The organism is Pseudomonas sp. IT-P4 (genome assembly GCF_949767755.1).
Taxonomy (GTDB): Bacteria; Pseudomonadota; Gammaproteobacteria; order Pseudomonadales; family Pseudomonadaceae; genus Aquipseudomonas; species Aquipseudomonas monachiensis.
In genome coordinates this window covers 122,533-148,818 of the sequence record NZ_CATKPX010000045.1, presented here as the reverse complement: position 1 = coordinate 148,818, position 26,286 = coordinate 122,533, and the positions used below count along the sequence as shown (strand labels likewise).

At 58.9% G+C, this 26,286-nt stretch carries 20 protein-coding genes and 1 tRNA gene; 8 read left to right on the top strand and 13 right to left on the bottom strand.

The window, feature by feature from the left end:
• Positions 1-26: 26 nt before the first annotated feature.
• The 5 genes from secF to queA form a co-directional block, all read right to left on the bottom strand.
• The gene (gene secF / locus ACM6IT_RS18655) at positions 27-941 is read right to left on the bottom strand and encodes a protein translocase subunit SecF (RefSeq protein WP_056721278.1); all 915 of its coding nucleotides are present in this window, start codon (positions 939-941) and stop codon (positions 27-29) included.
• 9 nt (positions 942-950) lie between these two features.
• Positions 951-2,819, bottom strand: coding sequence for a protein translocase subunit SecD (secD, locus tag ACM6IT_RS18650; protein ID WP_056721279.1), 1,869 nt, complete (start codon positions 2,817-2,819; stop codon positions 951-953).
• 64 nt (positions 2,820-2,883) lie between these two features.
• A complete protein-coding gene (gene yajC / locus ACM6IT_RS18645; RefSeq protein ID WP_007916913.1) occupies positions 2,884-3,222 on the bottom strand; it encodes a preprotein translocase subunit YajC in 339 nt (112 codons plus the stop codon).
• Positions 3,223-3,265: 43 nt separating this feature from the next.
• Positions 3,266-4,381, bottom strand: coding sequence for a tRNA guanosine(34) transglycosylase Tgt (gene tgt, locus ACM6IT_RS18640; protein WP_162130301.1), 1,116 nt, complete (start codon positions 4,379-4,381; stop codon positions 3,266-3,268).
• Between the two features lie 14 nt (positions 4,382-4,395).
• On the bottom strand, positions 4,396-5,460 hold the full coding sequence (gene queA, locus ACM6IT_RS18635) for a tRNA preQ1(34) S-adenosylmethionine ribosyltransferase-isomerase QueA (protein ID WP_414918495.1): 1,065 nt from the start codon (positions 5,458-5,460) through the stop codon (positions 4,396-4,398).
• Between the two features lie 108 nt (positions 5,461-5,568).
• On the opposite strand from queA, the gene ACM6IT_RS18630 reads away from it, so the two are divergent.
• Positions 5,569-5,653: transfer RNA gene (locus ACM6IT_RS18630), tRNA-Leu, on the top strand.
• Positions 5,654-5,846: 193 nt separating this feature from the next.
• Positions 5,847-6,176, top strand: coding sequence for a hypothetical protein (locus ACM6IT_RS18625; protein WP_414918494.1), 330 nt, complete (start codon positions 5,847-5,849; stop codon positions 6,174-6,176).
• A 319-nt stretch (positions 6,177-6,495) separates the two neighbouring features.
• On the opposite strand, the gene ACM6IT_RS18620 is transcribed toward ACM6IT_RS18625, so the two are convergent.
• On the bottom strand, positions 6,496-7,377 hold the full coding sequence (locus ACM6IT_RS18620; protein WP_414918493.1) for a DUF4435 domain-containing protein: 882 nt from the start codon (positions 7,375-7,377) through the stop codon (positions 6,496-6,498).
• The gene (locus ACM6IT_RS18615) at positions 7,374-8,636 is read right to left on the bottom strand and encodes an AAA family ATPase (protein ID WP_414918492.1); all 1,263 of its coding nucleotides are present in this window, start codon (positions 8,634-8,636) and stop codon (positions 7,374-7,376) included. The genes ACM6IT_RS18620 and ACM6IT_RS18615 overlap by 4 nt, the downstream gene beginning before the upstream one ends.
• A 1,003-nt stretch (positions 8,637-9,639) precedes the next feature.
• On the opposite strand from ACM6IT_RS18615, the gene ACM6IT_RS18610 reads away from it, so the two are divergent.
• From ACM6IT_RS18610 to ACM6IT_RS18585, 6 genes are all read left to right on the top strand, one after another.
• Positions 9,640-9,951 (top strand): DUF3077 domain-containing protein, encoded by a 312-nt coding sequence (locus ACM6IT_RS18610; RefSeq protein ID WP_414918491.1) that lies wholly within the window; start codon positions 9,640-9,642, stop codon positions 9,949-9,951.
• Positions 9,952-10,654: 703 nt separating this feature from the next.
• Positions 10,655-11,131, top strand: coding sequence for a formate dehydrogenase subunit gamma (locus tag ACM6IT_RS18605; RefSeq protein ID WP_046040265.1), 477 nt, complete (start codon positions 10,655-10,657; stop codon positions 11,129-11,131).
• On the top strand, positions 11,131-12,690 hold the full coding sequence (locus ACM6IT_RS18600; protein WP_414918490.1) for a formate dehydrogenase beta subunit: 1,560 nt from the start codon (positions 11,131-11,133) through the stop codon (positions 12,688-12,690). Before ACM6IT_RS18605 ends, ACM6IT_RS18600 begins: the two co-directional genes overlap by 1 nt.
• Complete coding sequence (gene fdhF / locus ACM6IT_RS18595) at positions 12,687-15,569, top strand: formate dehydrogenase subunit alpha (protein WP_414913961.1); 2,883 nt, start codon at positions 12,687-12,689, stop codon at positions 15,567-15,569. Before ACM6IT_RS18600 ends, fdhF begins: the two co-directional genes overlap by 4 nt.
• Positions 15,566-15,787 (top strand): formate dehydrogenase subunit delta, encoded by a 222-nt coding sequence (locus ACM6IT_RS18590; protein ID WP_414918489.1) that lies wholly within the window; start codon positions 15,566-15,568, stop codon positions 15,785-15,787. The genes fdhF and ACM6IT_RS18590 overlap by 4 nt, the downstream gene beginning before the upstream one ends.
• 239 nt (positions 15,788-16,026) lie before the next feature.
• Entirely contained in the window at positions 16,027-17,067 is a 1,041-nt protein-coding gene (locus ACM6IT_RS18585) for an EamA family transporter (RefSeq protein ID WP_414918488.1), read from the top strand.
• A gap of 45 nt (positions 17,068-17,112) precedes the next feature.
• Here ACM6IT_RS18585 and ACM6IT_RS18580 read toward each other — a convergent pair whose 3' ends face one another.
• The 6 genes from ACM6IT_RS18580 to ACM6IT_RS18555 form a co-directional block, all read right to left on the bottom strand.
• Entirely contained in the window at positions 17,113-17,460 is a 348-nt protein-coding gene (locus ACM6IT_RS18580) for a potassium channel family protein (RefSeq protein ID WP_046040256.1), read from the bottom strand.
• Between the two features lie 210 nt (positions 17,461-17,670).
• Positions 17,671-19,314, bottom strand: coding sequence for a fatty acid--CoA ligase (locus tag ACM6IT_RS18575; RefSeq protein ID WP_414918487.1), 1,644 nt, complete (start codon positions 19,312-19,314; stop codon positions 17,671-17,673).
• Positions 19,315-19,338: 24 nt separating this feature from the next.
• Positions 19,339-21,117, bottom strand: a complete 1,779-nt coding sequence (locus ACM6IT_RS18570) for an acyl-CoA dehydrogenase C-terminal domain-containing protein (protein ID WP_414918486.1) — start codon at positions 21,115-21,117, stop codon at positions 19,339-19,341.
• Between the two features lie 6 nt (positions 21,118-21,123).
• Complete coding sequence (locus ACM6IT_RS18565) at positions 21,124-23,643, bottom strand: efflux RND transporter permease subunit (RefSeq protein ID WP_056728565.1); 2,520 nt, start codon at positions 23,641-23,643, stop codon at positions 21,124-21,126.
• A gap of 16 nt (positions 23,644-23,659) precedes the next feature.
• A complete protein-coding gene (locus ACM6IT_RS18560) occupies positions 23,660-24,751 on the bottom strand; it encodes a WD40/YVTN/BNR-like repeat-containing protein (RefSeq protein ID WP_414918485.1) in 1,092 nt (363 codons plus the stop codon).
• A gap of 155 nt (positions 24,752-24,906) precedes the next feature.
• Positions 24,907-26,265 (bottom strand): DUF1329 domain-containing protein, encoded by a 1,359-nt coding sequence (locus ACM6IT_RS18555; RefSeq protein WP_414918484.1) that lies wholly within the window; start codon positions 26,263-26,265, stop codon positions 24,907-24,909.
• Positions 26,266-26,286: the final 21 nt, after the last annotated feature.

The window sequence follows — 26,286 nt, the reverse complement described above, 5'->3', positions numbered from 1 at the left end:
GACTACATCGCTTGAAGACTTTGCCTTCAAGGACGGTCGTCGACTTCCTTCTCGGTATTGGCCGGAGGAATCAGGTCTTCCGTGCTCAGGTTCAGCCAGATCAACACCACGTTGGCGATGTAGATCGACGAGTAAGTACCCGCCAGAACACCGATGAACAGGGCGATGGAGAAGCCGAACAGGTTGTCGCCACCAAAGAACAGCAGGGCCGCGATCGCCAGCAGGGTGGAGATCGAAGTCGCCATGGTCCGCAGCAGGGTTTGCGTGGTCGAGATGTTGATGTTCTCGATCAGGCTGGCCTTGCGCAGTACACGGAAGTTCTCGCGAACCCGGTCGAATACCACAATGGTGTCGTTGAGCGAGTAACCGATGATCGCCAGTACCGCCGCCAGCACCGTCAGGTCGAAGGTGATCTGGAAGAACGACAGGATACCGATGGTCACGATCACGTCATGGATCAGGGAAACGATCGCACCGACCGCAAACTTCCACTGAAAGCGGAAAGCCAGGTAGATCAGGATGCCGCCCAGCGCCATCAGCATGCCGAGGCCACCCTGGTCGCGCAGCTCTTCACCCACCTGCGGGCCGACGAACTCGACGCGCTTGACCGTCGCCGGGTTCTCGCCACCGACCTTCTGCAAGGCCTCGGCTACCTGGTGACCCAGTTGCGGGTCTTCACCAGGCATGCGCACCAGCAGGTCGGTGGTTGCACCGAAGTTCTGCACGATGGCTTCGTGATAACCCGATTTCACCAGCTGCTCACGCACCTGGGTGACGTCAGCCGGACGCTCGTAGGTCAGCTCGATGAGCGTACCGCCGGTGAAGTCCAGGCCCCAATTCATGCCCTTGGTGGCAACACTGAACAACGCCAGTGCGGTAAGGAACAATGTGACGCCGAACGCAAAGTTGCGAACGCCCATGAAGTTGATTGTACGTAACATGGCAGCCCCTTAAATCCACAACTTCTTGAAGTCACGACCGCCGAAGATCAGGTTGACCATCGCGCGGGTCACCATGATGGCCGTGAACATCGAGGTAAAGATCCCGAGGGACATGGTCACTGCGAAGCCCTTGACGGGACCTGTGCCCATGGCAAAGAGGATGCCGCCGACCAACAGTGTTGTCAGGTTGGCGTCGAGAATCGCGGTGAATGCCCGGCCGAAGCCTTCGTTGATTGCGCGCTGCACGGTCATGCCGGCGGCGATCTCTTCACGGATCCGCGAGAAGATCAGCACGTTGGCGTCGACCGCCATACCCATGGTCAACACGATACCGGCGATACCCGGCAGGGTCAGCGTTGCACCCAGCAGCGACATCAGGGCCAGCAGCATCACCATGTTCACCGCCAGTGCGACGGTGGCGATGAGGCCGAAGAAGCGGTAGATGGCCATGATGAACAGCGAGACGAACAGCATGCCCCACAGCGATGCATCGATACCCTTGGTGATGTTGTCGGCACCCAGGCTTGGACCAATGGTGCGTTCTTCAGCGAAGTACATCGGTGCAGCCAGACCACCGGCACGCAGCAGCAGCGCCAGTTCGGACGACTCGCCCTGGCCGTTCAGGCCAGTGATGCGGAACTGAGCACCCAGCGGCGACTGGATGGTCGCCAGGCTGATGATCTTCTTCTCTTCCTTGAAGCTCTGGACCGCCACGTCTTTCTCGACGCCGTTGACCATCTGCTTGGTGTAGGTGGTAACCGGACGCTGCTCGATGAAGATCACCGCCATGCTGCGACCGACGTTCGAACGGGTCGCACGGCTCATCAGCTCGCCGCCGTGACCGTCCAGACGAATGTTCACTTCCGGGGTGCCGTGCTCGCCGAAGCCAGCCTTGGCGTCGGTGACCTGGTCACCGGTGATGATCAGGCCACGCTCGATCAGCGCAGGAGGACGGTTGCCCTCGCGGAACTCGAAGGATTCGGAAGTGGCTTTCGAAGCGCCAGGCTCAGCGGCCAGGCGGAACTCGAGGTTGGCCGTCTTGCCGAGGATACGCTTGGCTTCGGCAGTGTCCTGCACGCCTGGCAGCTCAACCACGATGCGGTTGGCGCCCTGACGCTGGACGATCGGCTCGGCAACACCCAGCTCGTTGACGCGGTTACGTACCGTGGTCAAGTTCTGCTTGATGGAGTATTCGCGGATTTCCGCCAGCTTGGCCGGGGTCATCGCCAGACGCAGCACCGGTTGACCATTGAGGTCGGCCGGAACAATGTCGAAATCGTTGAAGTTCTTGCGAATGATCGAACGGGCCTGTTCGCGGGTCGCTTCATCAGAGAAGCCCAGCTGAATGGCACCATCGAGTTGCGGCAGGCTGCGATAACGCAGTTTTTCTTTGCGCAGCAGGCTCTTGACGTCGCCTTCGTAGACTTTCAGGCGTGCGTCGAGGGCTTTGTCCATGTCCACTTCCAGCAGGAAGTGCACACCACCGGACAAGTCCAGACCCAGCTTCATCGGGTGCGCGGCGAGGCTGCGCAGCCATTGCGGGGTGGTTTGTGCCAGGTTCAATGCAACGACGTAGTCATCACCCAACGCCTTGCGGACAACGTCCTTGGCCGGCAGCTGGTCTTCAGCCTTGGTCAGGCGAATCAGGCCGCCCTTGCCGTTGGCAGCCAGGGTGGCAGCCTTGACGTTGATCCCGGATTCCTTGAGCGCAGCGCTCACACGATCCAGATCAGCCTGATTGACCTGCAGTGCAGTGCTTGCACCGCTGACCTGAATGGCCGGGTCATCAGGATAAAGATTGGGAGCGGAATAAATCAGACCGACCGCCAGCACCGCCAGGATCAGAATGTATTTCCACAGAGGATATTTGTTCAGCATCACGCCGCCCGTTTATGACGCGGGGCGCCTTGCGCGCCCCGTCGATTGAATATGAAGTTGAAACTTAGATCGCTTTGAGCGTGCCTTTTGGCAGCGTGGCAGCGATGGCGCCCTTCTGGAATTTCATTTCGACGGTGTCGGAAACTTCCAGAACAACGAAATCGTCTGCAACTTTAGTGATCTTGCCGGCGATGCCGCCGGTGGTCACAACTTCGTCGCCTTTCTGCAGGCTGCTCAGCAGATTCTTCTGCTCTTTGGCGCGCTTGGCCTGTGGACGCCAGATCATCAGGTAGAAGATGACCAGGAAACCGACCAGGAAAATCCACTCGAAACCGCCGCCCATTGGGCCGGCAGCAGCAGGTGCAGCGGCGTCAGCCATGGCATTAGAGATAAAAAAGCTCATTTAGCACTCCAGTTGCAAATGTTGAATCTTGGGGTCAGAAAACTCAGTCCAAAGGCGGAACAGGTAACCCGCGTTTGGCGTAGAAGGCATCGACAAAGGCGGCCAATGTACCCTGTTGAATAGCCTCGCGCAAACCAGCCATAAGCACTTGATAATGACGCAAGTTATGGATGGTATTGAGCATGCTTCCCAGCATTTCGCCACACTTGTCCAGGTGATGCAGATAAGCGCGGGAGAAGTTCTGGCAGGTATAGCAATCGCAGGTCGGATCGAGCGGCGAATCATCATGGCGATGGAACGCGTTACGGATCTTCAGCACGCCGGTATCAATGAACAGATGCCCATTGCGGGCATTACGGGTTGGCATCACGCAATCGAACATGTCCACACCGCGGCGCACACCCTCAACCAAGTCTTCCGGTTTGCCAACGCCCATAAGGTAACGAGGTTTGTCAGCCGGCATCATGCCCGGCAGGTAATCCAGCACCTTGATCATCTCGTGCTTCGGCTCGCCCACCGACAGACCGCCGATGGCCAGGCCGTCAAAGCCGATCTTGTCGAGACCCTCCAGGGAGCGCATGCGCAAGTCCTGGTGCATACCACCCTGCACGATACCGAACAGCGCCGCCGTGTTGTCGCCATGGGCTTCTTTGGAACGCTTGGCCCAACGCAGGGACAATTCCATGGAGATACGGGCGACGTCTTCATCAGCCGGGTACGGCGTGCACTCGTCGAAAATCATCACGATGTCCGAGCCCAGGTCACGCTGGACCTGCATCGACTCTTCCGGGCCCATGAACACCTTGGCGCCGTCGACCGGGGAAGCGAAGGTCACGCCCTCCTCCTTGATCTTGCGCATGGCGCCCAGGCTGAACACCTGGAAACCACCGGAGTCGGTCAGGATCGGGCCTTTCCACTGCATGAAATCGTGCAGGTCGCCGTGCTTCTTGATCACTTCCGTGCCTGGGCGCAGCCACAGGTGGAAAGTGTTGCCCAGAATGATTTCAGCGCCAGTCGCCTCGATATCCCGTGGCAGCATGCCCTTGACCGTGCCGTAGGTGCCCACCGGCATGAAGGCCGGGGTCTCGACGGTACCGCGCGGGAAGGTCAAACGACCGCGACGAGCCTTGCCATCAGTGGCCAGCAGCTCGAAAGACATACGACAGGTGCGACTCATACTGTTTCCTCTGGGCCCGATTCTTTAGGGGCAGTCGGCGCAGGATTACGCGTGATGAACATCGCATCACCGTAGCTGAAAAAGCGGTAACCGTTGTCCACGGCGGCCTTGTAGGCGGCCATGGTTTCGGGATAACCGGCGAACGCCGAAACCAGCATCAACAACGTGGATTCGGGCAAATGGAAATTGGTGACCAGGGCATCGACCACATGAAACGGCCGGCCAGGATAAATGAAAATGTCTGTATCGCCGCTGAACGGCTTGAGCACGCCATCGCGGGCGGCGCTTTCCAGGGAACGCACACTGGTGGTCCCCACCGCCACTACACGACCACCGCGAGCGCGGCAGGCGGCAACGGCATCGACCACGTCCTGGCCGACTTCAAGCCATTCGCTGTGCATGTGATGGTCTTCAAGCTTCTCTACGCGCACCGGCTGGAACGTGCCAGCACCAACGTGCAGGGTCACGAACGCCGTCTCGACGCCCTTGGCGGCAATCGCCTCCATCAGCACCTGATCGAAATGCAGCCCCGCCGTCGGCGCCGCCACCGCGCCCAAACGCTCGGCGTAGACAGTCTGGTAACGCTCGCGGTCGGCGCCTTCATCCGGGCGGTCTATATAAGGAGGCAGCGGCACGTGCCCGACGCGGTCGAGCAGCGGCAACACCTCTTCAGCGAACCCCAGCTCGAAAAGCGCGTCATGACGCGCCAGCATCTCGCCCTCGCCACCGCCGTCGATGAGGATCTTCGACCCCGGCTTGGGCGACTTGCTGGAACGCACATGGGCTAGCACACGATGACTGTCGAGCACCCGCTCCACCAGGATTTCCAACTTGCCGCCGGAAGCCTTCTGGCCAAACAGCCGCGCCGGAATCACCCGGGTATTGTTGAACACCATCAAATCGCCGGGGCGCAAATGCTCCAGCAAATCAGTGAATTGACGGTGTGCCAGGGCGCCGCTGACCCCATCCAGGGTCAACAGGCGACTATTGCGCCGCTCGGCCAGCGGATGGCGGGCGATCAGCGAATCAGGGAGCTCGAAAGTAAAGTCAGCAACGCGCATGATGGGGTGTCGTCTAGCAGGGCCGGGAAGTCTAGCGGAAATATCAAAAATTCTCCATGTACCTGATTGACCAGCGGTTATCTCATCTCTATACTTCGCCGCCATTGAGCCCTGATGGCGGAATTGGTAGACGCGGCGGATTCAAAATCCGTTTTCGAAAGGAGTGGGAGTTCGAGTCTCCCTCGGGGCACCAAAATTAAGAAAGGTCTTGCTTTGCAAGGCCTTTTTTTTCGTCTGCAGAAAAGCACCTGACACCCCACCGACAACGCCCTGACAACGCCCTGACAACGCGCTGACCTGTAGGAGCTGCCGAAGGCTGCGATCTTTTGATCTTGCTTCTCTTCTGCCCTTCTCGCCGGAAGAACATTTCACAAGGACTCCCCCCCATGGAATTGCACCTGGAAACCGTCGCCCTCTTCTCCCTCAAACTGGCTTATGAATCGGAAGGTTCGAGCCCGATTTTGCGGGATGATTTGGTGATGGGTGACTACCAGCGGGATGTGTTTGAGTTGCTGGTGCGTCGGGGGGATGTTGAGGCGATTCAGGTGAAGGTGGATGAGTGTGTGGGGTTGGCGTTGGAGGCTGTTGGGGGTGTCGGTACAGTTTTGGGTCGAGAGTTGCATAGGTTGGCGGCTGCCCTCAGCGCAGAGCAGTCAATGGAGCGACTTAATCCTCCACTCATTGCGCTCAAGAATTACCTACGAGATATACAGTAAAAATTCGGAGCAAGCATGGCTGCGTGGTGAACTTTGCAATCAAAAGTCATCCCGCTTTCAGAAAGACAAAGTTGCCTCTTAAAAATGTACCTCGCTAGAATAACTAGCAGTCGCGAGGCCGAAATCGGAATTTTCGTACAAAAAAGCAGCTCTATTTTTTACGCATGCTGTTTAAGCGCCAGTATTTTTCTCTAATAAGGCAACCTAGTCTCTTAAATAAGCTTTCAATACCTCATTGAAAGCCAAGACCCGCAAAATTCACAACCAAAATCATTACTGCTTTCTGAACCATCATCCTAGCCTGCATCCTTGAGACGCCTCACGCAGAAAGTCGAGCCATCATACGCTCGTAATGGTCCCTCACATGTGGAACATGATTAATATCAGCCGTCAATATTGACTCTGCAAAAATCTTATCTGCAAAATGTCTCGGCACGTTTTTACAACCAGTGATATTTCGATAGTATTCGCAAAACATAGAATAGCAGAACATAGCAACCATTTTACCGTAGCAGTCTGAATCTGAAGCTATACGAGCCTTTCCTAAATATCGGAGGGGAGTGGTTCGTCTCATTTTAATATCAATAATTAGTTTTTTGAACTTATCGCGCTTTACCTTGTACTCATGACAATTTGAGGTATCAATGAGAGCCCAATACTTCTCCCTATCCACGCCTTGAATTTTTACCATCCCGCAAAGCAGATCAACAAAAACAACACGACCTATGCTTTTCAAGAAGTTAGCGTATCTCGATTTAATTTCGACTACATCGGCGCTTGGTAATTTACCACTAGGATGCACCCCTCCCAAAATAGATATTACAAGCTCAGGCCGACAAACATCATTCTCCCAACTATAACCGTGAGTATAAAAAATGCGAGGATGATCCATCAATTCCCCTCTATACACATCGTAATCTCTATCAAATACGGCGATCGAGTTAGAGATTGAGTCAGATAGAATCTTCTCAGCATAGGGCCGTACGCACTCTTTAGAGCCAAGAGACTTTATCCGTATTTTCACATCTGGCAAAAAACGACGAAATGCACTTCTCCAAAAAACAGAATCTATAGACCAAACATCTGCCTCATCTTCAGGAAGCGCCTTAGATACGTCTCCTCCCTCAGTGTAAACCATGTATTCAACATCACAAAAAGCGTGAAAGTTTGAAAGTCCTGAATTGGTTCTTACGAAGCTCATTTTATACAACGCTCCATGTTGATCAAGCTTGTCTGGTGTTCACCAACCACATCAGGAGAATGCGTAGCAAAAATTATCTGAGCAGACGGATTTAGACTTTTTATATTTTTCGCAAGCGACTCTTGCCACGCAACATGCAGAGAAATTTCTGGCTCATCTGCCATATAGATGAAAGTCTTACCTTCTTGGAGCAGTGCCTCACCAAGAATAATTAAAACCTGCTTCTCACCGGAAGATAGCTGACTAGGCTTCAGCACCTTCCCCGACAAGGTTGTAATTACAATTTCATTTCTTTCATTTATATGTAGAGTCTTCCGCTGCATGAGAGTATTAAGCAACTCTAAAAAACGATCTCTAGGCGCAAGCAGCGACCTCTTATTAGAAGTAATATTCTCCCAAAAATCAACAGTACTCTCTATTCGATGCAGGGAAAATAAAGCCATTATCTCAGTACTAGTTAGTGCCTCACTCGCCTCCATTTTCTTTCTTAATCGCTCTAATATCCCAAAATGTGTCTGGACCTTTTTGACATAATTCTTCTTATCCACATGAAATTCAGAAAAAATTTGCACCAACGCTGACTTTTCGCTTTCGAGCCTGCTCTCAACTGGTATCGGTAACTTTTTATCTTCATCCTTAACAAGTAGAGATAGAAAAACCTGTTCTTGAAAGTTCTCATGCAGAAGATTTACTTTTTTGCTCAATGCAGAGAGATAGCGAACCAATCTATTAGAGAAGTCTTCCAATCTGACATCCAATGGATCGGACGAACTCTCACCTTCAATCTTATTTATACGTTGCACTGACAACCAAGTTAGCGAAACCATTTCCCTTAAATGGGAAACTAACGACTTACCTGCTGCAGTCTTTCCAGCCAACTGCATCCGAAGAAAATAATTAGTTCTAAGCGCAGTATCATAGCCATCTGCCTCACTCAATACGTATGCGTAAGGTTTATCAGAAGATGTTTCAAATATTTTATAATCACAGTGAAAAAAAGGTACATCCCTGCTCTTAGAGACCTCTATGTAAGGTTTTTTCCTAGAGCCCGGCTCCTTCAAAACTATTTTTATATATTCAAAATCCAAAGAAGCCAAATAACTTCTATCAGCAAACAACACCCCAGCAATAAGCTTGAGAGCTGTAGATTTACCAGAGCCATTCGGCCCAATTATAAAATTATAAGATTCATTCGCCTTTATGGAAACCTCATGATCCCCCCAAAAGCCTTTAATATAAATACTTTCAATTATATTCATAAATCCGCCTAGCATTCCCTATAAAGACAGCATTTAAATTATAAAAATCATCACATCAGAAGCTGGTTAAAATCCTGCATAATCGCAACAGACCAACTATCGACTTTCAAGACAAACAAACACACTACACTCAGGCAACACGCCCCTCTTCCTCCACAAATCAGTAAATCGGGAGAGGTCATATGCAAAGATTTTTACCATTGCACTGCGTCTGTTTGGCGGTTGTTGAAATTCCTCTAACACGTAGAGGCGTTTTTTTCCGGAGAGGCTTAGAGGCTCAGTAAGCATGGCTCATCCCTGACTGTGTTACCGGAAGGTGCTCAAAGACCAAACGCTGACATCCGGCAATCCTCAGGACCTGAGGACCTGAGGACCTGAGGACCTGAGGATTTGGTCAGCTCCCGCGATACGAACGAAGAGCCATTGGAAGGAACGCTACTATTTTGGCATCACCGCGTCCAGCCTTCATGATTGAAACAAAAGTAGATTCGACTAAAGCCTTTAATAATTTGAGAGGGTCACGTATTCGTAGCCTTCGTCATTTGGCATGTCATAAAGCATGCAGCAGCGTCGAGGAGGCGTTTCTGACTAGAAATAGCCACATGCAAAAATGTGGTTCTGTTGGGACTAGTTGCAGGAAAGCAGCCCTCACGATACCCTCCCACCCGTCGCTGCCAATTCAGCGACCGGGTGTGGAAACCCGTGTAATTCAAGGCGCAACAGCGCCCCCTTCACGTCTGCCGGCGCTTTTTTAATGCCTGCGGCGTGAGTTATGGCGGCTGTGCGTGGGACGTCTTCGGGCGTGCCGGTTTCCTTGATTCCCGGTTTTCCACCCTGCGCACAGCTGTCACCCATTCGTGTGGAAACGAACGTGGCAGCTCCTCATATCAAGGAGTTGGATAATGCGCAGTATCAATCCGTTAGAAATTTGGCTTTCCCCTCTACGCAAGTCCCAATCACGTAACACCCTCCCCCATTGCCTCTCCATCCTCGGAGGTGGCCAATGACTGAACTATCTGAACTCAAAACCATCGGCCTGACGCCCGCGATCTACTGCGCGGATCAAGCGCTGTTCCATGTCACTCGCGGCGTTCCTCTCGGCGATGCGTTGTCCATGGCTTCCGATTTTCTGTTCCTGGCCAAGACGCTCACTGAAGATGCCGCTTATGCCAAAGACACCGACCGTCACGCCTGGGCGGCGCACTATCTGACTTCGATGAGTAAGGCGTTGGTGGATGATGCGGTGAAGGTGCTTACTCGGGATCGGGATAATGAGCTGGCGTCTAAGCGGACGGGGGCTAAGGCTGAGGGGTAGTGGGCGAAGCGCCAGGATAGTTTTTGGGTTCAAAAGTCAGGCGTGACGCTGTGAGAGCGGGCTTGATTGCGGTGGCCGGGGTATTCAGCGGGACACGTGGATGCCTTGCGTTTTTCGCGAGCAGGCTCGCTCCTACAGGGGTTTGGGGTGCATCTTCGGGATTGGTGGTGGTTGGGTTGGCGCTATCGCCAGCAGGCTGGCTCCCACAGGGGGTTTGTGTGGTGGCTGGGATTTGGGGTTGGCCTCGAGGTTTTCGGGGCTTTTTCGTATTTGGGTCAGAGTGAAAGGCTTTCGGTTTGTAGCGGAATGGATCGGCGGATCTGCTCCGTAGAATTGCCCTTGGTTCTGATGCTTCTTCTCACCTGTAATGCTTGCTATACATCAGCCATCGACAAGCCCTCCGGGCATTAGGCCAGTGTGTGAACGCCCCTTGCGGCACTCATCTAGACTTAATGGATAGTCGTAGGCAGAACCGAGCACGTCGCTTTGGTGCAGGTCGATCAACAGCAGCGTGGCAAGCTGCCCTTTATGCCCAGTAGAGATGCGGCGAAGACCGCGTCGGGCACAACAAGATGCCCACTCAGGGTGCCCTGGCCGACGGTCTGTAGATGCCACGATACCGTGACGTGGTGTGAATGCCGCAGCCGACACTTTCGGACAACCGACAACCACCTGGTTTGTCCGTGACCGTGAGGATTGCTGAATGCCTGATGAGATGTTGCACCTGCCTGTGGTCAACAGTCTGCTGGAGCGCCACAAGGGTACTCCGGGTGCGCTGTTGCCCATTCTTCATGATATTCAGGAGCGTATCGGTTACATCCCCGATGTCGCCGTCCCCGAGATTGCCCATGCCCTCAACCTGAGCCAGGCCGAGGTTCGTGGGGTGATCAGTTTTTACCATGACTTCCGTACCGCGCCGCCTGCGCGGCATATCCTGCGTCTGTGCCGGGCCGAGTCGTGCCAGAGCCGTGGTGCCGAGCAGCTTGCCGCGCAGTTGCGCGAGCGTCTGCAACTGGACGATCACGGCAGCAGTGCTGATGGCAGCATCAGTTTGCGTCCGGTGTATTGCCTGGGCGCCTGTGCCTGTTCGCCCGCGCTGGAGCTGGATGGCCGGGTGCATGCGCGGCTCAGTGCCGAGCGGCTGGATGCGTTGCTTGACGCTTGCCGGGAGGACGCGTGATGCCGACTCTTTATCTGCCTTGTGATTCCCTTGCCCGTGCCGTGGGTGCCGATGAGGTTTCGGTGGCTCTGATCACTCAGGCCCGGGAACGTAATTTGCCGCTGGAATTGCAGCGCACCAGTTCGCGCGGCCTGTATTGGCTGGAACCGCTGCTGGAAGTGAGCAGCCCGCAAGGTCGGATCGGCTTTGGGCCGTTGACGGTGGCCGATGTGCCGTCGGTGCTTGATGCGCTGCAAGGCGAGCCGTCCGCTCATCCGTTGGCCTTGGGCCTGGTGGAGGAGTTGCCATATCTCAAGTCTCAACAACGTCTGCTGTTCGCCCGCGCCGGCATTACCCGGCCGCTGTCGCTGGAGGATTACCGGGCCCACGGCGGTTTCGAGGGTTTGACCCAGGCCATCGCCATTGGCGGCGAGCAGACCGCGACGGCGGTGTTCGATTCGGGCCTGCGTGGCCGTGGCGGTGCGGCGTTCCCGGCCGGGATCAAATGGCGCACGGTGCGCGGCACTCAGGCTGCGCAGAAGTACATCGTATGCAACGCCGACGAAGGCGACTCCGGCACTTTTGCCGACCGCATGTTGATGGAAGGCGACCCCTTCCTGCTGATCGAAGGCATGGCCATTGCCGGCATTACCGTCGGCGCCACTTACGGCTACATCTATGTGCGCTCGGAATATCCGGATGCCGTGGCCATGCTGCGTGCAGCGTTGAACATCGCCCGAGATGCCGGTTACCTGGGCGCCGATGTTGGCGGCAGTGGCCTGGCTTTCGATATGGAAGTGCGGGTCGGGGCCGGTGCTTATATCTGCGGTGAAGAAACCGCGCTGCTGGACTCCCTCGAAGGCAAGCGCGGGATCGTCCGCGCCAAGCCGCCGATTCCTGCGTTGCAGGGCTTGTTCGGCCTGCCGACGCTGGTGCACAACGTGCTGACCCTGGCCTCGGTGCCGCTGATTCTGGCCAAGGGTGCGCAGTTCTATCGCGACTACGGCATGGGCCGCTCCCTGGGCACTATGCCGTTTCAACTGGCGGGCAATATTCGTCACGGCGGGCTGGTGGAACGGGCTTTTGGCCTGACCTTGCGGGAGCTGGTGGAAGACTACGGCGGCGGTACCGCCAGTGGTCGGCCGCTGAAAGCCGCACAGGTGGGTGGCCCGCTTGGCGCCTGGGTGCCGCCTTCGCAATTCGACACGCCGCTGGATTACGAAGCCTTTATGGCCATCGGCGCGATGCTCGGTCACGGTGGTGTGGTGGTGGCTGACGACACCCTGGACATGGCCCGCATGGCGCGTTTCGCCATGCAGTTCTGCGCCGAGGAGTCCTGTGGCAAATGCACCCCGTGCCGTATCGGCTCGACCCGTGGCGTCGAGGTGATCGACCGTCTGTTGGCCGCGCCTGACCAGAACAGTCGCGATGAGCAGGTGATCATCCTCAAGGATCTGTGCGACACCCTGCAATACGGTTCGCTGTGCGCGTTGGGCGGCATGACGTCTTATCCCGTGGCCAGCGCCCTCAAGCACTTCCCCGCCGACTTCGGTCTGCAAGCCTCGGAGGCCGAACAATGATCACTCTCTTCGATCCGAAAACCGATATCGACCTCGGCACGCCAGCCCGCGACAGCCAGGTGCAAGTCACCCTGAATATCGACGGCCGCAGCATCAGCGTGCCCGAAGGCACCTCGGTGATGCGCGCCGCCGCGCTGCTGGGCACCACCATTCCAAAACTCTGTGCCACCGACAGCCTGGAAGCCTTCGGCTCCTGCCGCATGTGCCTGGTGGAGATCGACGGCATGCGCGGTTATCCGGCGTCCTGCACCACGCCGGTCAGCGAAGGCATGAGCGTGCACACTCAGACGCCCAAGCTCGCGACCCTGCGGCGCAACGTCATGGAGCTGTACATTTCCGATCACCCGCTGGACTGCCTGACCTGCTCGGCCAACGGCAACTGCGAGCTGCAAACCGTGGCCGGCCAGGTTGGCCTGCGGGAAGTGCGTTATGGCTATGAAGGCGAGAACCATCTGGAGGACGTGAAAGACACCTCCAACCCCTATTTCGACTACGACCCGAGCAAGTGCATCGTCTGCAACCGCTGCGTGCGTGCCTGTGAAGAAACACAGGGTACTTTCGCCCTGACCATTACCGGGCGCGGTTTTGAATCCCGGGTGGCCGCTGCCGGTGGCGACAACTTCCTCGATTCGGAATGCGTGTCCTGTGGCGCCTGTGTGCAAGCCTGCCCCACCGCGACCCTGATGGAAAAAAGCGTGGTCGAGCTGGGCCAGCCGGAACGCAGCGTGATCACCACTTGTGCCTATTGCGGCGTGGGCTGCTCGTTCCGCGCCGAGATGAAAGGCGACCAACTGGTGCGCATGGTTCCGGACAAGAACGGCCAGGCCAACCACGGCCACTCCTGCGTCAAAGGGCGCTTTGCCTGGGGCTATGCGACCCACCCGGATCGCATCACCAAGCCGATGATCCGCAAGCACATCAACGATCCGTGGCAGGAAGTCAGCTGGGATGAAGCGGTGACTTACGCCGCCAGCGAGTTCCGTCGGTTGCAGCAAAAATATGGCCGCGACTCCATTGGTGGCATCACTTCCAGCCGCTGCACCAACGAAGAAACCTACCTGGTGCAAAAACTGGTGCGCGCCGCCTTCGGCAACAACAACGTCGACACCTGTGCGCGGGTCTGCCACTCGCCCACCGGCTATGGCTTGAAGCAGACGTTGGGCGAGTCCGCCGGCACCCAGAGTTTCGACTCGGTGATGCAGGCCGACGTGATCCTGGTGATGGGCGCCAACCCCAGCGATGCCCACCCGGTGTTCGCTTCCCAACTCAAACGCCGCCTGCGTGAAGGCGCGCGGCTGATCGTCATCGACCCACGACGCATTGATCTGGTGGATACGGTGCATGCCCGCGCCGAGTATCACCTGGCCCTGCGCCCCGGTACCAACGTCGCCATGCTCAACGCCTTGGCTCATGTGATTGTCACTGAAGGACTGCTCAACCAGGCCTTTATCGACGCCCGTTGCGAGGGCAGCGATTTCGCGATCTGGAGTGAGTTCGTCAGCCGTGCGGAAAACTCGCCGGAAGCCCTTGGCCCGGTCTGCGGTGTTGCCGCTGCCGATATCCGTGCCGCTGCGCGTCTGTATGCCACCGGCGGCAACGCGGCGATTTACTACGGCCTGGGCGTCACCGAACACAGTCAGGGCAGTACTTCGGTGATGGGCATCGCCAACCTCGCCATGGCCACCGGCAACATCGGTCGCGAAGGCGTGGGCGTGAACCCGCTGCGCGGGCAGAACAACGTTCAGGGCTCCTGTGACATGGGCTCTTTCCCCCATGAGCTGCCCGGTTACCGGCACATCTCCAATGAGGTGGTGCGGGCGCAGTTCGAACAGGCCTGGAACGTCACCCTGCAACCCGACCCGGGCCTGCGCATCCCCAACATGTTCGAGGCAGCCTTGGGCGGCAGCTTCAAGGGCCTGTATTGCCAGGGCGAAGACATCGCCCAGAGCGACCCCAATACCCAGCATGTCACCGCGGCTCTGTCGGCCATGGAATGCATAGTGGTGCAGGACATTTTCCTCAACGAAACCGCCAAGTTCGCCCATGTGTTCTTGCCGGGCTGCTCGTTCCTGGAAAAAGACGGCACCTTCACCAACGCCGAGCGACGCATCTCCCGGGTGCGCAAGGTCATGGACCCGCTGGGCGGCAAGGCCGACTGGGAAGGCACGGTGGCCCTGGCCAATGCCTTGGGCTACCCGATGAATTACCAGCATCCATCGCAAATCATGGATGAAATCGCCAGCCTGACGCCGACCTTCACCAACGTCAGCTACGCCGAACTTGAGCGCCACGGCAGCCTGCAATGGCCGTGCAACGCCGAGGCACCGGACGGCACGCCGACCATGCACATCGAAGAGTTTGTGCGCGGCAAGGGACGCTTCATGCTCACCGGCTACGTGCCGACCGAAGAAAAGGTCAACAGTCGTTATCCGCTGCTGCTGACCACCGGGCGTATCCTCAGCCAGTACAACGTCGGCGCCCAGACCCGGCGCACCGAAAACGTCGCCTGGCATGACGAAGATCGCCTGGAAATCCACCCAACCGACGCCGAGAGCCGTGGCATCAGCGAAGGTGACTGGGTCGGCATCGGCAGCCGCGCCGGGCAGACCGTGCTGCGGGCGCGGATTACCGAACGGGTTGCCCCGGGCGTGGTGTACACCACCTTCCACTTCCCGGAATCGGGGGCCAACGTGATCACCACCGACAACTCGGACTGGGCTACCAACTGTCCCGAGTACAAGGTCACCGCCGTGGAAGTCAGCCGGGTTTATCACCCTTCGGAATGGCAGAAGCGCTTCCAGGAGTTCAGCGAGGAACAGCAACGTTTGCTCGATGAACGTCGTCAGGCCCGTGGCGCGAAAGCGGAGGTACGCCGATGAGCACGGACAACCTGATCAAGATGGCTAACCAGATCGCCGAGTACTTCGCCAGCCAGCCGGACCAGCAACAGGCGGTGCTCAGCGTGCGCAATCATATGCAGTTGTACTGGGCGCCGAGCATGCGCAAGGAGTTGCTGGCCTGGCAGACGGATCACCAGGGGGCAGACTTGCACCCGCTGGTGCAGGCGGCGGTGACTGGGGCGGGTTGGGAGGCTTAGCCTGCTGACTACAAAAAACTGTGGCGAGGGAGCTTGCTCCCGCTGGACTGCGCAGCAGTCCCATTTTAGGGCCGCTTCGCGCCCCAGCGGGAGCAAGCTCCCTCGCCACAGATACAGTGTTCGTCCTTAAGTGAACAGCATTAGGCTCCCACAGGGGGTTGTGTTGTGTGGACAGGCCACAGGCGCTCATTCGCGGCGTATCCTGTTCAAGATTGCCTCCCCTGAGCCCCGGAACCACAATGACCAAAAGCATTCTCTACGCCTTGGGCGCTGCTGCCTTGTTCGGCGCCAGCACGCCCTTGGCCAAGTGGCTAGGCTTGAACGTATCCCCCATCCTCCTCGCCGGCCTGCTCTACCTGGGCAGCGGCGTCGGGCTGACGCTAACCCGCCTGATCCGTGATCGTGGCTGGCAGCCGACAGGCCTGACAGCCCCTGAATGGCCGTGGTTCATCGGGGCCATTGTGTTCGGTGGCGTACTGGGCCCGGTTTCATTGATGTTTGGACTCACCCTCACCTCCGGCACCACCGCATCACTGTTGCTGAACCTGGAAGCCGTGTTGACCGCACTGATGGCGTGGGTGGTCTTCAGGGAGAACGCTGACCGGCGCATTGTTGCGGGGATGGTGGCCATTGTTGCCGGGGGCGTGTTGTTGGCGTGGCCTCGCACTTCGGCAGAGGTTCATGGCTGGTTGGGGCCTGTCGCGGTGGCGGTGGCCTGTTTTTGTTGGGCCATTGATAACAACCTCACACGTAAGGTGTCTGCGTCGGATGCGTTGTTTATTGCTGGCACCAAAGGGCTGGTGGCAGGGGCCGTCAATTGCGCGCTGGGGATCGCGCTGGGTATGCACTTGCCAGAGTGGTCGCTTCTTGGGCCAACCCTGCTGGTGGGCTTTTTGGGGTATGGCGTCAGTCTGGTGCTGTTCGTCCTGGCGTTGCGGGGGCTTGGTACGGCGCGGACCGGGGCGTACTTTTCCACGGCGCCGTTCCTGGGAGCCGCGATAGCGATCCTGTTTTTCGGTGAAGGCGTGACGTGGGTGTTTTGGATCGCTGCCGGCCTGATGGGGCTTGGGGTCTGGATTCATCTGACCGAGAGTCACTCACACGAGCATCAGCACGAACCGCAAATCCACGACCACAAGCATGTCCACGATGAGCATCATCAGCATGAACATGCCTTTGAGTGGGATGGTGTACAACCGCACCGCCATGTTCACCAACACTCACCGATCGTCCACAGTCATCCGCACTTTCCCGACATCCATCACCGGCACTCGCATTGAGCCCCGGAGGCTGCGGCCATTTAAATGGCCGTGGCCATCACCGCCCTACTCGACGTCCTTCTGCCGTGACGCCGTCACCGTCACTTCAATCGCCCGGACACTGATCGCCGCGAATGTCGCGGTCATGAGCACGCCATTGAAACCCAGCAGGATCGCCAGCACTCGCGACACACCCAGTTTTGGCACCAGCTCTCCATAGCCGATGGTCAGGCCCGTCACGAAGGCAAAGTAGACACCGTCATCAGGGCTCCACCCCTCCAGCTGGGCGATGATGAGGCCAATCGCAACGATCACTAACAGCAGTATCGAGAAGATCGGCCACACCACTTTGAAATAGAACCAGACGGCTTTGTAGAACTCTTTGCGGACGTTGGATGCACGGGTGAAGTTCATGTCGTGGGCTTCCGTGGGGTTTGCCTGACCGGCAATTGAATGCACGGCGGTTCAATACCCCGTTCAGCTTGGCACAAGCGCTGAAAACCGCGACCGACGGGGCGTTATCTTTGGCCAGGACTATGACAAAGATGACGCCCCCCAAACTATCCGGAAACCGCCTGGCACCGATGGATTTATGTAGGAGCGATCCTGCTCGCTCCTACAACATCAGTTCGCTTCAGTTTCCCGAATCAGCTTCTTGTTGATCTTGCCGACGCTGGTCTTGGGGATTTCGGTCACAAACTTGAACTGCTTGGGGATCGCCCATTTGTTGATGCGCCCGCCGTCGACGAAGGCTTGCAAATGCACCTCCAGAATCTTGCGGTCGAGGTATTGCCCCGGTTCGCAAACGACCATGGCCATCGGGCGTTCGCCCCACTGCTCATCGACGATACCCACCACCGCGACCGACATGACCGCCGGGTGTTCGCTGATCAGGCTCTCCAGTTCCAGTGAGCTGATCCACTCGCCGCCGGTCTTGATCACGTCCTTGATGCGATCCTTGATTTCCACGCCGCCCAGCTTGTCGATCGAGGCCATGTCGCCGGTGTGCAGCCAGCCGTTGTGCCACAGCTGCGCGCCTTGGTCCGGGGCTTTCAGATAGCCCTGGGTCAGCCACGGTGCGCGCACCACGATCTCGCCCAGCGACTCGCCGTCATGGGCCACGTCATTGCCCTCGGCGTCGATGATCTTCAGGTCGACCATCGGCACCGGCGTGCCGGTCTTGATGCGGATCGGCAGTTGCGCTTCGGCGCACAGCTGCAGGTCTTCATCGCGCAGGTAGGTCAGGCACAGCAACGGGCAGGTCTCGGACATGCCGTAGCCAGCGTGCACCACCATGCCTTTGGCATGGGCTTCGCTGGCCACGCCCAGGGTCAGCGCGCTGCCGCCCAGGAGCATTTTCCAGCCGTCGAAACGGGTCGCCTTGCCCTCTTCACAGTTGAGGATCATCTGCAAAATGGTCGGCACGCAGTGGGAGAAGGTCACCTTCTCTTCGCGGTACAACTTGACCAGGCTGTTGGGTTCGTAGCGGCCGGGGTAGACCTGCTTGATGCCCATCAGGGTCGCGACATACGGCACGCCCCACGCATGCACGTGGAACATCGGTGTGATCGGCATGTACACGTCGTCGGAGCGCAACAGCGGCTGGCCCTGATAGGCGCCCAGGGTGCCGACGGCATTCAGGGTGTGCAGCACCAGTTGGCGATGCGTGAAGTACACGCCTTTCGGGTCGCCGGTAGTGCCAGTGGTGTAGAACAGCGTGGCGACCGAGTTCTCGTCGAAATCGGGGAAGTCATACTGCTCCGGGGCCAGGGACAGCAGGTGCTCGTACTCGCCCAGCACCGGCAGCGAGGTCGCGGTCGCCTCGTCATCGGTGAGCTGCAGGTAACCTTTTACGGTTTCCAGCCGTCCGTGGATCTGCTCGACCAGGGGCAGGAAATCGTCATGCACCAGCACTAGGTCATCCTCGGCGTGGTTCATGGTGAACAGCACCTGCTCCGGCGACAGGCGAATATTCACGGTGTGCAGCACCGCGCCGATCATCGGCACGGCGAAGAAGCATTCCAGGTAGCGGTGGCTGTCCCAGTCGAGCAGGGCCACGGTGTCACCGGCCTTGACCCCCGCCTCCGTCAGCGCATTGGCCAGTCGGCGAATACGCTTGTTGAGGGTCTCGTAGCTGTAGCGCAGCTTGTCGGCGTAGACGATTTCCCGGCCCGGCTGGTAGCGCACGCCGGACAGCAGCAATTGCTTGATCAGCAAGGGATAGGCATAGGCGCCGTCGGCGGGTGGAATTATTTTTGTCGCCATCATGTTTAAGGTTCCTTGTCCTTTCGATCAGAACTGATCGGCTTGCAGCTCGTAGAGGCAGTCGCTGCCGGCCTTGGCCGATGCGCTCAACGAATGGATACGCGGCAGCAACCGGACGAAGTAGAAACGCGCGGTGGCCAGTTTGCTGGTGTAGAAATCGTCTTCGGCATCGCCGCTCATCACGGCCTTGGCCATGCGTGCCCACATGTAGGCATACGCGGTGTAGCCGAACACGTGCAGGTACTCGACCGAGGCTGCGCCGATTTCGTTCGGGTTGTTTTGTGCCCGGTCCAGCAGCCACGCGGTCAGGTCGTCGAGGGTGTCGACGGCAGCGTTCAGCGGCTGGGTGAACTCGCCGAGATTAGCGCCAGCGCTGGCGGTGAATTCGCGGATTTCCGAAGCGAACAAGCGGTACAGCGCCCCGCCGCTGCCGACGATCTTGCGCCCGGCCAGGTCCAGGGACTGGATGCCGTTGGTGCCTTCGTAGATCTGGGTGATGCGTACATCGCGCACCAGTTGCTCCTGACCCCATTCACGGATGTAGCCGTGGCCGCCGAAGACCTGTTGGCCATGGAGGGTGGTTTCCAGGCCCATGTCGGTGAGGAAAGCCTTGGCCACCGGGGTCAGCAGCGACACCAGATCCTGTGCGCGCTGGCGTGTCGGGGCGTCTTCGCTGTATTTGGCGATATCCAGTTGCAGGGCCACGTAGCTGGAGAACGCACGACCGCCTTCGTTCAAGGCTTTCATGGTCAGCAGCATGCGGCGCACGTCCGGGTGCACGATAATCGGGTCGGCCGCTTTGTCCTTGTGCTGCGCGCCGGTCGGTGCGCGGCTTTGCAGGCGGTCACGGGCGTAGGCGACGGCGTTCTGGTAAGAACGCTCACCCTGCGCCAGGCCCTGGATGCCCACGCCCAGGCGCTCGTAGTTCATCATGGTGAACATGGCCGCCAGGCCTTTGTTCGGTGCGTCGACGATCCAGCCGGTGGCGCCGTCGAAGTTCATCACGCAGGTGGCGGAGGCCTTGATGCCCATCTTGTGTTCGATGGAGCCGCAGGACAGCGCGTTGTTTTCACCCAGCGAGCCGTCGGCGTTGACCAGCACTTTCGGCACCAGGAACAGCGAGATGCCTTTGGGCCCGGCCGGTGCATCGGGCAGACGCGCCAGCACCAGATGGATAATGTTCTCGGTCAGGTCGTGCTCGCCGCCGGTGATGAAAATCTTGCTGCCGCTGACCTTGTAGCTGCCGTCGGCCTGGGGTTCGGCCTTGGTGCGGATCAGGCCCAGGTCGGTACCGGAATGGGCTTCGGTCAGGCACATCGAACCGGTCCAGGTGCCGGCGTACATGTTCGGCAAGTAAGCCGCTTTCAGTTCTTCACTGGCGTGGGCCTTGATCGACAGGCAGGCGCCGGCGGTCAGCATCGGGTACAGGCCGAACGACAGGCTGGCCGAGTTGACCATCTCTTCGACCTGCGCCGAAATCGCCTTGGGCATGCCCATGCCGCCGTACTGCGGATCACCGCCGACACCCACCCATCCGCCTTCGGCGAAGGCTTGATAGGCCTGGGCAAAACCGTCCGGGGCGGTGACCGCGCCGTCGTTCCAGGTGCAGCCCTGTTCGTCGCTGGCGCGGTTCAGTGGCGCGATCACTTCGCCGCTGATCTTGCCGGCCTCTTCGAGGATGGCGGCGGCGGTCTCTTCATCGATCACGTCGGCCAGGCCGGGCAATTGCGCCCACAGCCGGGACACCTGGAAAACCTCGTTGAGTACGAAGCGCATGTCGCGCAGGGGAGCTTTGTAATCAGACATCTTGGCTTACTCGGAAGTGGTCACGGCATGCGGCATGCCGGGACGTTCAGTGGATTCAGTGGTTTCGGTTGCCGCGACAGAACCGGGCTGAGGGGCCCGTTCGCGCAGCAGGAAGTACGAAAGCGCAGGAATGAGGATCAGCGCGCCGAGCATGTTCCACAGGAACATGAAGGTCAGCAGGATGCCCATGTCGGCCTGGAACTTGATCGGCGACCAGACCCAGCACACCACGCCCGCGGCGAGGGTGATGCCCACCAGCCCGACCACGCGCCCGGTGAAGGACACGGCGTTGCGGTAGGCCTCGGACAGCGGCAGGCCCTGGCGCTGGAAGTGCAGTTGCACGCTGAGCAAGTACAAGGCGTAGTCGACGCCGATGCCCACGCCGAGGGCGATCACCGGCAAGGTCGCGACTTTCACGCCGATACCCATGGCCACCATCAAGGCTTCGCAGAGGATCGAAGTCAGCACCAGCGGCAGCAGCGCCACCAGCGTCGCGCGCCAGCTGCGGAAGGTGATCAGGCAGAACAGCGTCACCGCCGCATACACGTACAGCAGCATGGTGCGGTTGGCTTCACGCACCACGATGTTGGTCGCCGCTTCAATACCGGCAGTCCCGGCGGCGAGCAGGAACTGGCGATCTTCGGTGCTGTTTTCCTTGGCGAACTTGTCGGCAATCGCCACCACGGCATCCAGGGTTTCGGCCTTGTGATCCTTGAGGAAGGTGATCACCGGCATCAGCGAGCAGTCGGTGTTGAACAGCTCCGGGGAGTTGACCGAGGCTTGCTGGGCGGCGTAGTTGAGCACGTCCTGGTTGCGCTGGATGCTGTTGAGCTTGGGGTTGCCTTCGTAGGTGCCGGCGGTGATCTGGCGCACCGCGTTGACCAGCGAAGACGTCGCCTGCACGCCCGGATACTGTTGCAGCTCCCAGGCCAGGCGGTCGGCCAGGACCAAAGTCTTGTAGTTCAGGCAGCCTTCCGGCGCCGTCTTGATCATCACCGCGAACAGGTCGCTGGACAGCGCGTAATGCTGGGTGATGTAGGCGTTGTCGCGGTTGTAGCGCGAGTCGGCGCGCAACTCCGGCGCCCCGCTTTCCAGGTCGCCGATCTTCAGGTCCAGGCTGACCACGAAACCGCCAATGCCCATCAACACCGCGACCAGAACGGCACCCGTGGCCCATTTGGCCGTGGTGAAGCGATCGAGCGCGTCCCACAGTCTGCCGAAGCCTTTGTGCTTCTCTGCGCGGTTGTCGATCTTCAACGCGCGCTCGGCGGCTTTCGCGCCAACACCAACGTAGGACAGTGCCACCGGCATCAGCAACAGCGAGGTGAAGATCAGCACCGCGACGCCGATGCTGGCAGTGATCGCCAGATCCTGGATCACTGGAATGTCGATCAGCATCAACACGGCGAAGCCCACGGCGTCGGCCAACAGCGCGGTGACACCGGCGATGAACAGACGGCGGAAGGTGTAGCGCGCAGCGATCAGTTTATGGGTGCCACGGGCGATGTCCTGCATGATGCCGTTCATCTTTTGCGCGGCATGGGACACGCCGATGGCGAAGATCAAAAACGGCACCAGCACCGAGTACGGATCGATGGCGTAGCCGAGCCAGGCGACGATGCCCAGTTGCCAGACCACCGCGATCAGCGAACAGCCGACCACCAGCAGGGTGCTGCGCACGCAACGGGTGTAGCCGTAGATGATGATCAGCGACGTGACCACGGCCAGGCCGAAGAACATCATCACCTGGATCAGGCCGTCGATCAGGTCGCCCATCAGTTTGGCGAAGCCGATCACCCGCACCTTGTAATGGCCGGTGCCTTCGACGCCGGATTTACGCGCAGCGCTGTCGCCGGCGTATTCGATCTTGTCGCGCAACTGCTCTTCGAGCATCTGCGAGAACGCGTGGTAGTTGATGCGTTGACCACCAGCGGCAGCTTTGTCCATCAGTGGCACGATCAGCATGGTCGACTTGAAGTCGCTGGCCACCAGGCTGCCCACCACACCGGCGCGGGAGATGTTCTGGCGCAACTGTTCGATCTGCTCAGGCTGCCCGGAATAGGTGTCGGGCATCACCGGGCCACCCTGGAAACCGTCCTCGGTGACTTCGGTCCAGCGCACCGCCGGGCTCCACAGCGACTTCATCCACGCACGGTCGACGCCTTCGGTGAGGAACAACTGGTCGTTGACCTGCTTGAGCACGTCGAGGTATTCGGGGTCGAAAATATCGCCCTGGGTGTTCTCGACCACCACCCGCACCGAGTTGCCCAGGCCGCGCAGCGAAGCGCGGTTTTCCAGGAAGTTCTGGATGTAGGGCTGGCTCTGGGGAATCATTTTTTCGAAGCTTGGGCGCAACTCCAGGCGAGTCACGGCCATGAAGCCCAGCACCACGGTGGCGAGCGCCATCAGCAGCATGAACAGCGGGCGGTAGTTGAACACCAGCCGCTCGAGGAGGTTGCCGGAGCGGTGGTCGAAATCACGCAGATCGCGAATCACCGGCATGGCGTCTTGTTTGATATTGCCCATGTCTGGGTTCTCGCTCTTAGGGTTCGAGGGCTGGATCGGCGGACAGCGTCCGGGCACCACGGCTGCCGGCCAGCACCACGGCGCCGGCGGCGGACTGGGTGGCGCCGGCGACCGGGGTCGGTGCCGGTTGCTGCTTCAGACGCAACTGCGCGCCCGTCCCTTGGCTGACCAGCATCTGCCCGCCCTGGGTGAACAAGCGATAATTGCCACGGGCATCGATCAGGCCCGCGGTGATGCTGACGTGCAGGCCGGTGTCCAGTGCGGTCCAGCTCTGGCCGCCGTCGGTGCTGCGCAACACGTTGCCGCGCAGGCCGTAGATCAGCACTTCGCCGGGCTTGCCGAGCACACCGAAGAAGCTGCCTTGATAAGGCGTCGGCACGGCATTGAAGCGTTGGGCGCTGTCGTCCCACTTGAGCAACAGGCCCTGCTCGCCAGCGATGTACAGGCTGTCGCCGGTGGAGGCGATGGCGTTGAGGTGGAAACCCTGGGGGTTGTCGGTGCGGTCCTGGAACGGGGTCCAGGTCAGGCCACCGTCGTCGGTGCGCAGGATCAGGTTGAACACGCCGACCACGTAGCCGGTCTTGTCGTTGGCGAACCAGACGCCGAGCAGCGGTTTGTCCGCGCCCTGATCGGCCAGCCTCTGGCCCTCGGCGACCAGCAGCGGCCATTGCTCATTGCCCGGTTCGGCGCTGGCCAGCGCCGTGTAATGCTTGACCAGCAAGGCGCCGATCTGACGCCCGTCGAGTTGCTTTTGCCAGGTCGCGCCGGCGTCGCTGCTGTGCAGCACCACGCCGTCATTGCCCACCGCCCAGCCTTGGGTGGCGGTCGGAAAATTCACCGCAGTGAGGTCGGCACTGGCCGGTACGGCGGCCTGTTGCCAGTGGTTTCCCGAATCATCGGAAAACAGAATATGGCCACGCTGGCCGACGGTAATCACGCGCTCGCCGGCGCGAGTCATACCGGACAACGGGCTGTTGATGGCCAAGGCACTGACCCTGGCGGGCAGGTCCAGCACATCGACGTAATCGGCCGCCTGGGCGATGCCCTGCGACAGGCCGAGCACAACGCCAAACGCTAGCTGCAACATATTATTTTTATACGAACACATACTGCGTCCCTCTTCGGAAAACCGCGTCGGGGCACACATCATCGGTGTGCCTGACGTTCAAACCTTGCGTTCGTGACGATCGGCACGCACCGACCGCCGCACGGTCTCACTGTCTTGTGGGCAGTGGACCGAACTTGCGCTTTTTTGCGGTTGGCTTAGCGAATACCGGCGCCGGCCAGGGATTCCGAAGACCACTGGGCCTTGGAGAGCGGCTCGATGTACTTGATGCCGCCGTAAGGGCCGACTACACCGTTGATGTTGTAGGAACCGCCGACCAGGTCGTAGATCATGAACGGCGTCGAGTCCGGCACCTGCTTGTCGTAGCTCTGGCTCAGGAAGGCGAAGGAACCGCGATAGAGCTGACCACGGGCGTCATATTGATCCGAGGCCAAAGCGGTCCAGCTGTCTTCGTCGAGGTAGAAGCGGCGCTTGGCGTAGATGTGACGGGCACCGGCCTTGAGGTTGCCCTCAACGACCCAGACACGGTGTTTTTCCCAGCGTACGAAGTCAGGTGACAGGTGATTGGCGGTGGTCAGCGACTTCGGATCCTGCACGTAGGTCAGTTTGTAGGTGTTGTACGGCACGATCATTTCCTGCTTGCCGACCAGTTTCCAGTCGTAGCGATCCAGCGCACCGTTGAACACGAACACGTCATCGTAGGTGCCCGCACCGGCGGTCCCCGGGTTTGGCGTGTCGTAAGCCAGGCTCGGCGCCAGTTTCACTCGACGCTGCCCCGGCAAGTACTGCCAGGCGCGACGCGGTTGCTGCAACGGGTTGGCGGCATCCTTGAGCATGATCGCCTCGCCGGCCCGGCGCGCAGGGCCGGTGTACGCCAGCTTCATCTGGTAGTACACGTCGGCACTGCTGATCGGCTGCGCGAGGTTTTCGTAGATCGGGTAGGAGATGTTCGCTTGCCCGGTGGTCGCCAGGCTGGGAACGCCCGCGGAGTCAACGTTCCAGGAGTCGTACTTGGAGCTGATGCTGACGCCTTGGTAGCGCAACAGGAAGTTCCACATCGCTTCGTTGCCCGACTGCGGAATCGGGAATGGAATGCCAGGCAGGACGTTGTCGATGGCCAGGCCACCTTCCAGGGACTTGGCGCCGCTGGCGTTCTTCACGCCGTTGTCCAGAATCGCCTGGGGCAACGAAACGGTGCGGTGCGTCGGGAACACGTCGACACGGAACGTCGGGAAACGCTTGGCCAGTTCTACCGTGGTCGCGGTGAGCAGGCCCTTGTACTGATCAACGTTCTTGCCGTCGATCACCAGCACAGGCTTTTCACTGGCAAACGGATCCGGGCGCATGCTGTCGCCGGCCTTGAAGCTGGCCGGCGGCGTGGTCAAGCCACCGTTGTAGGCAGGAATGGAACCATCAGCGTTCCCGGCTTTTTCAGCCCCTACCTGGGTCAGGCTGGTGCCAAGCCTGGCAGCTTCCTGAGGTGAAACAGCAGCCTGTGCCTGAGCGGCGAAGACCATGGCCAAGGACGCGGCCAACACGGTTTTTACAAATTTCATCTTGTTATTCTCCTGCTTGCG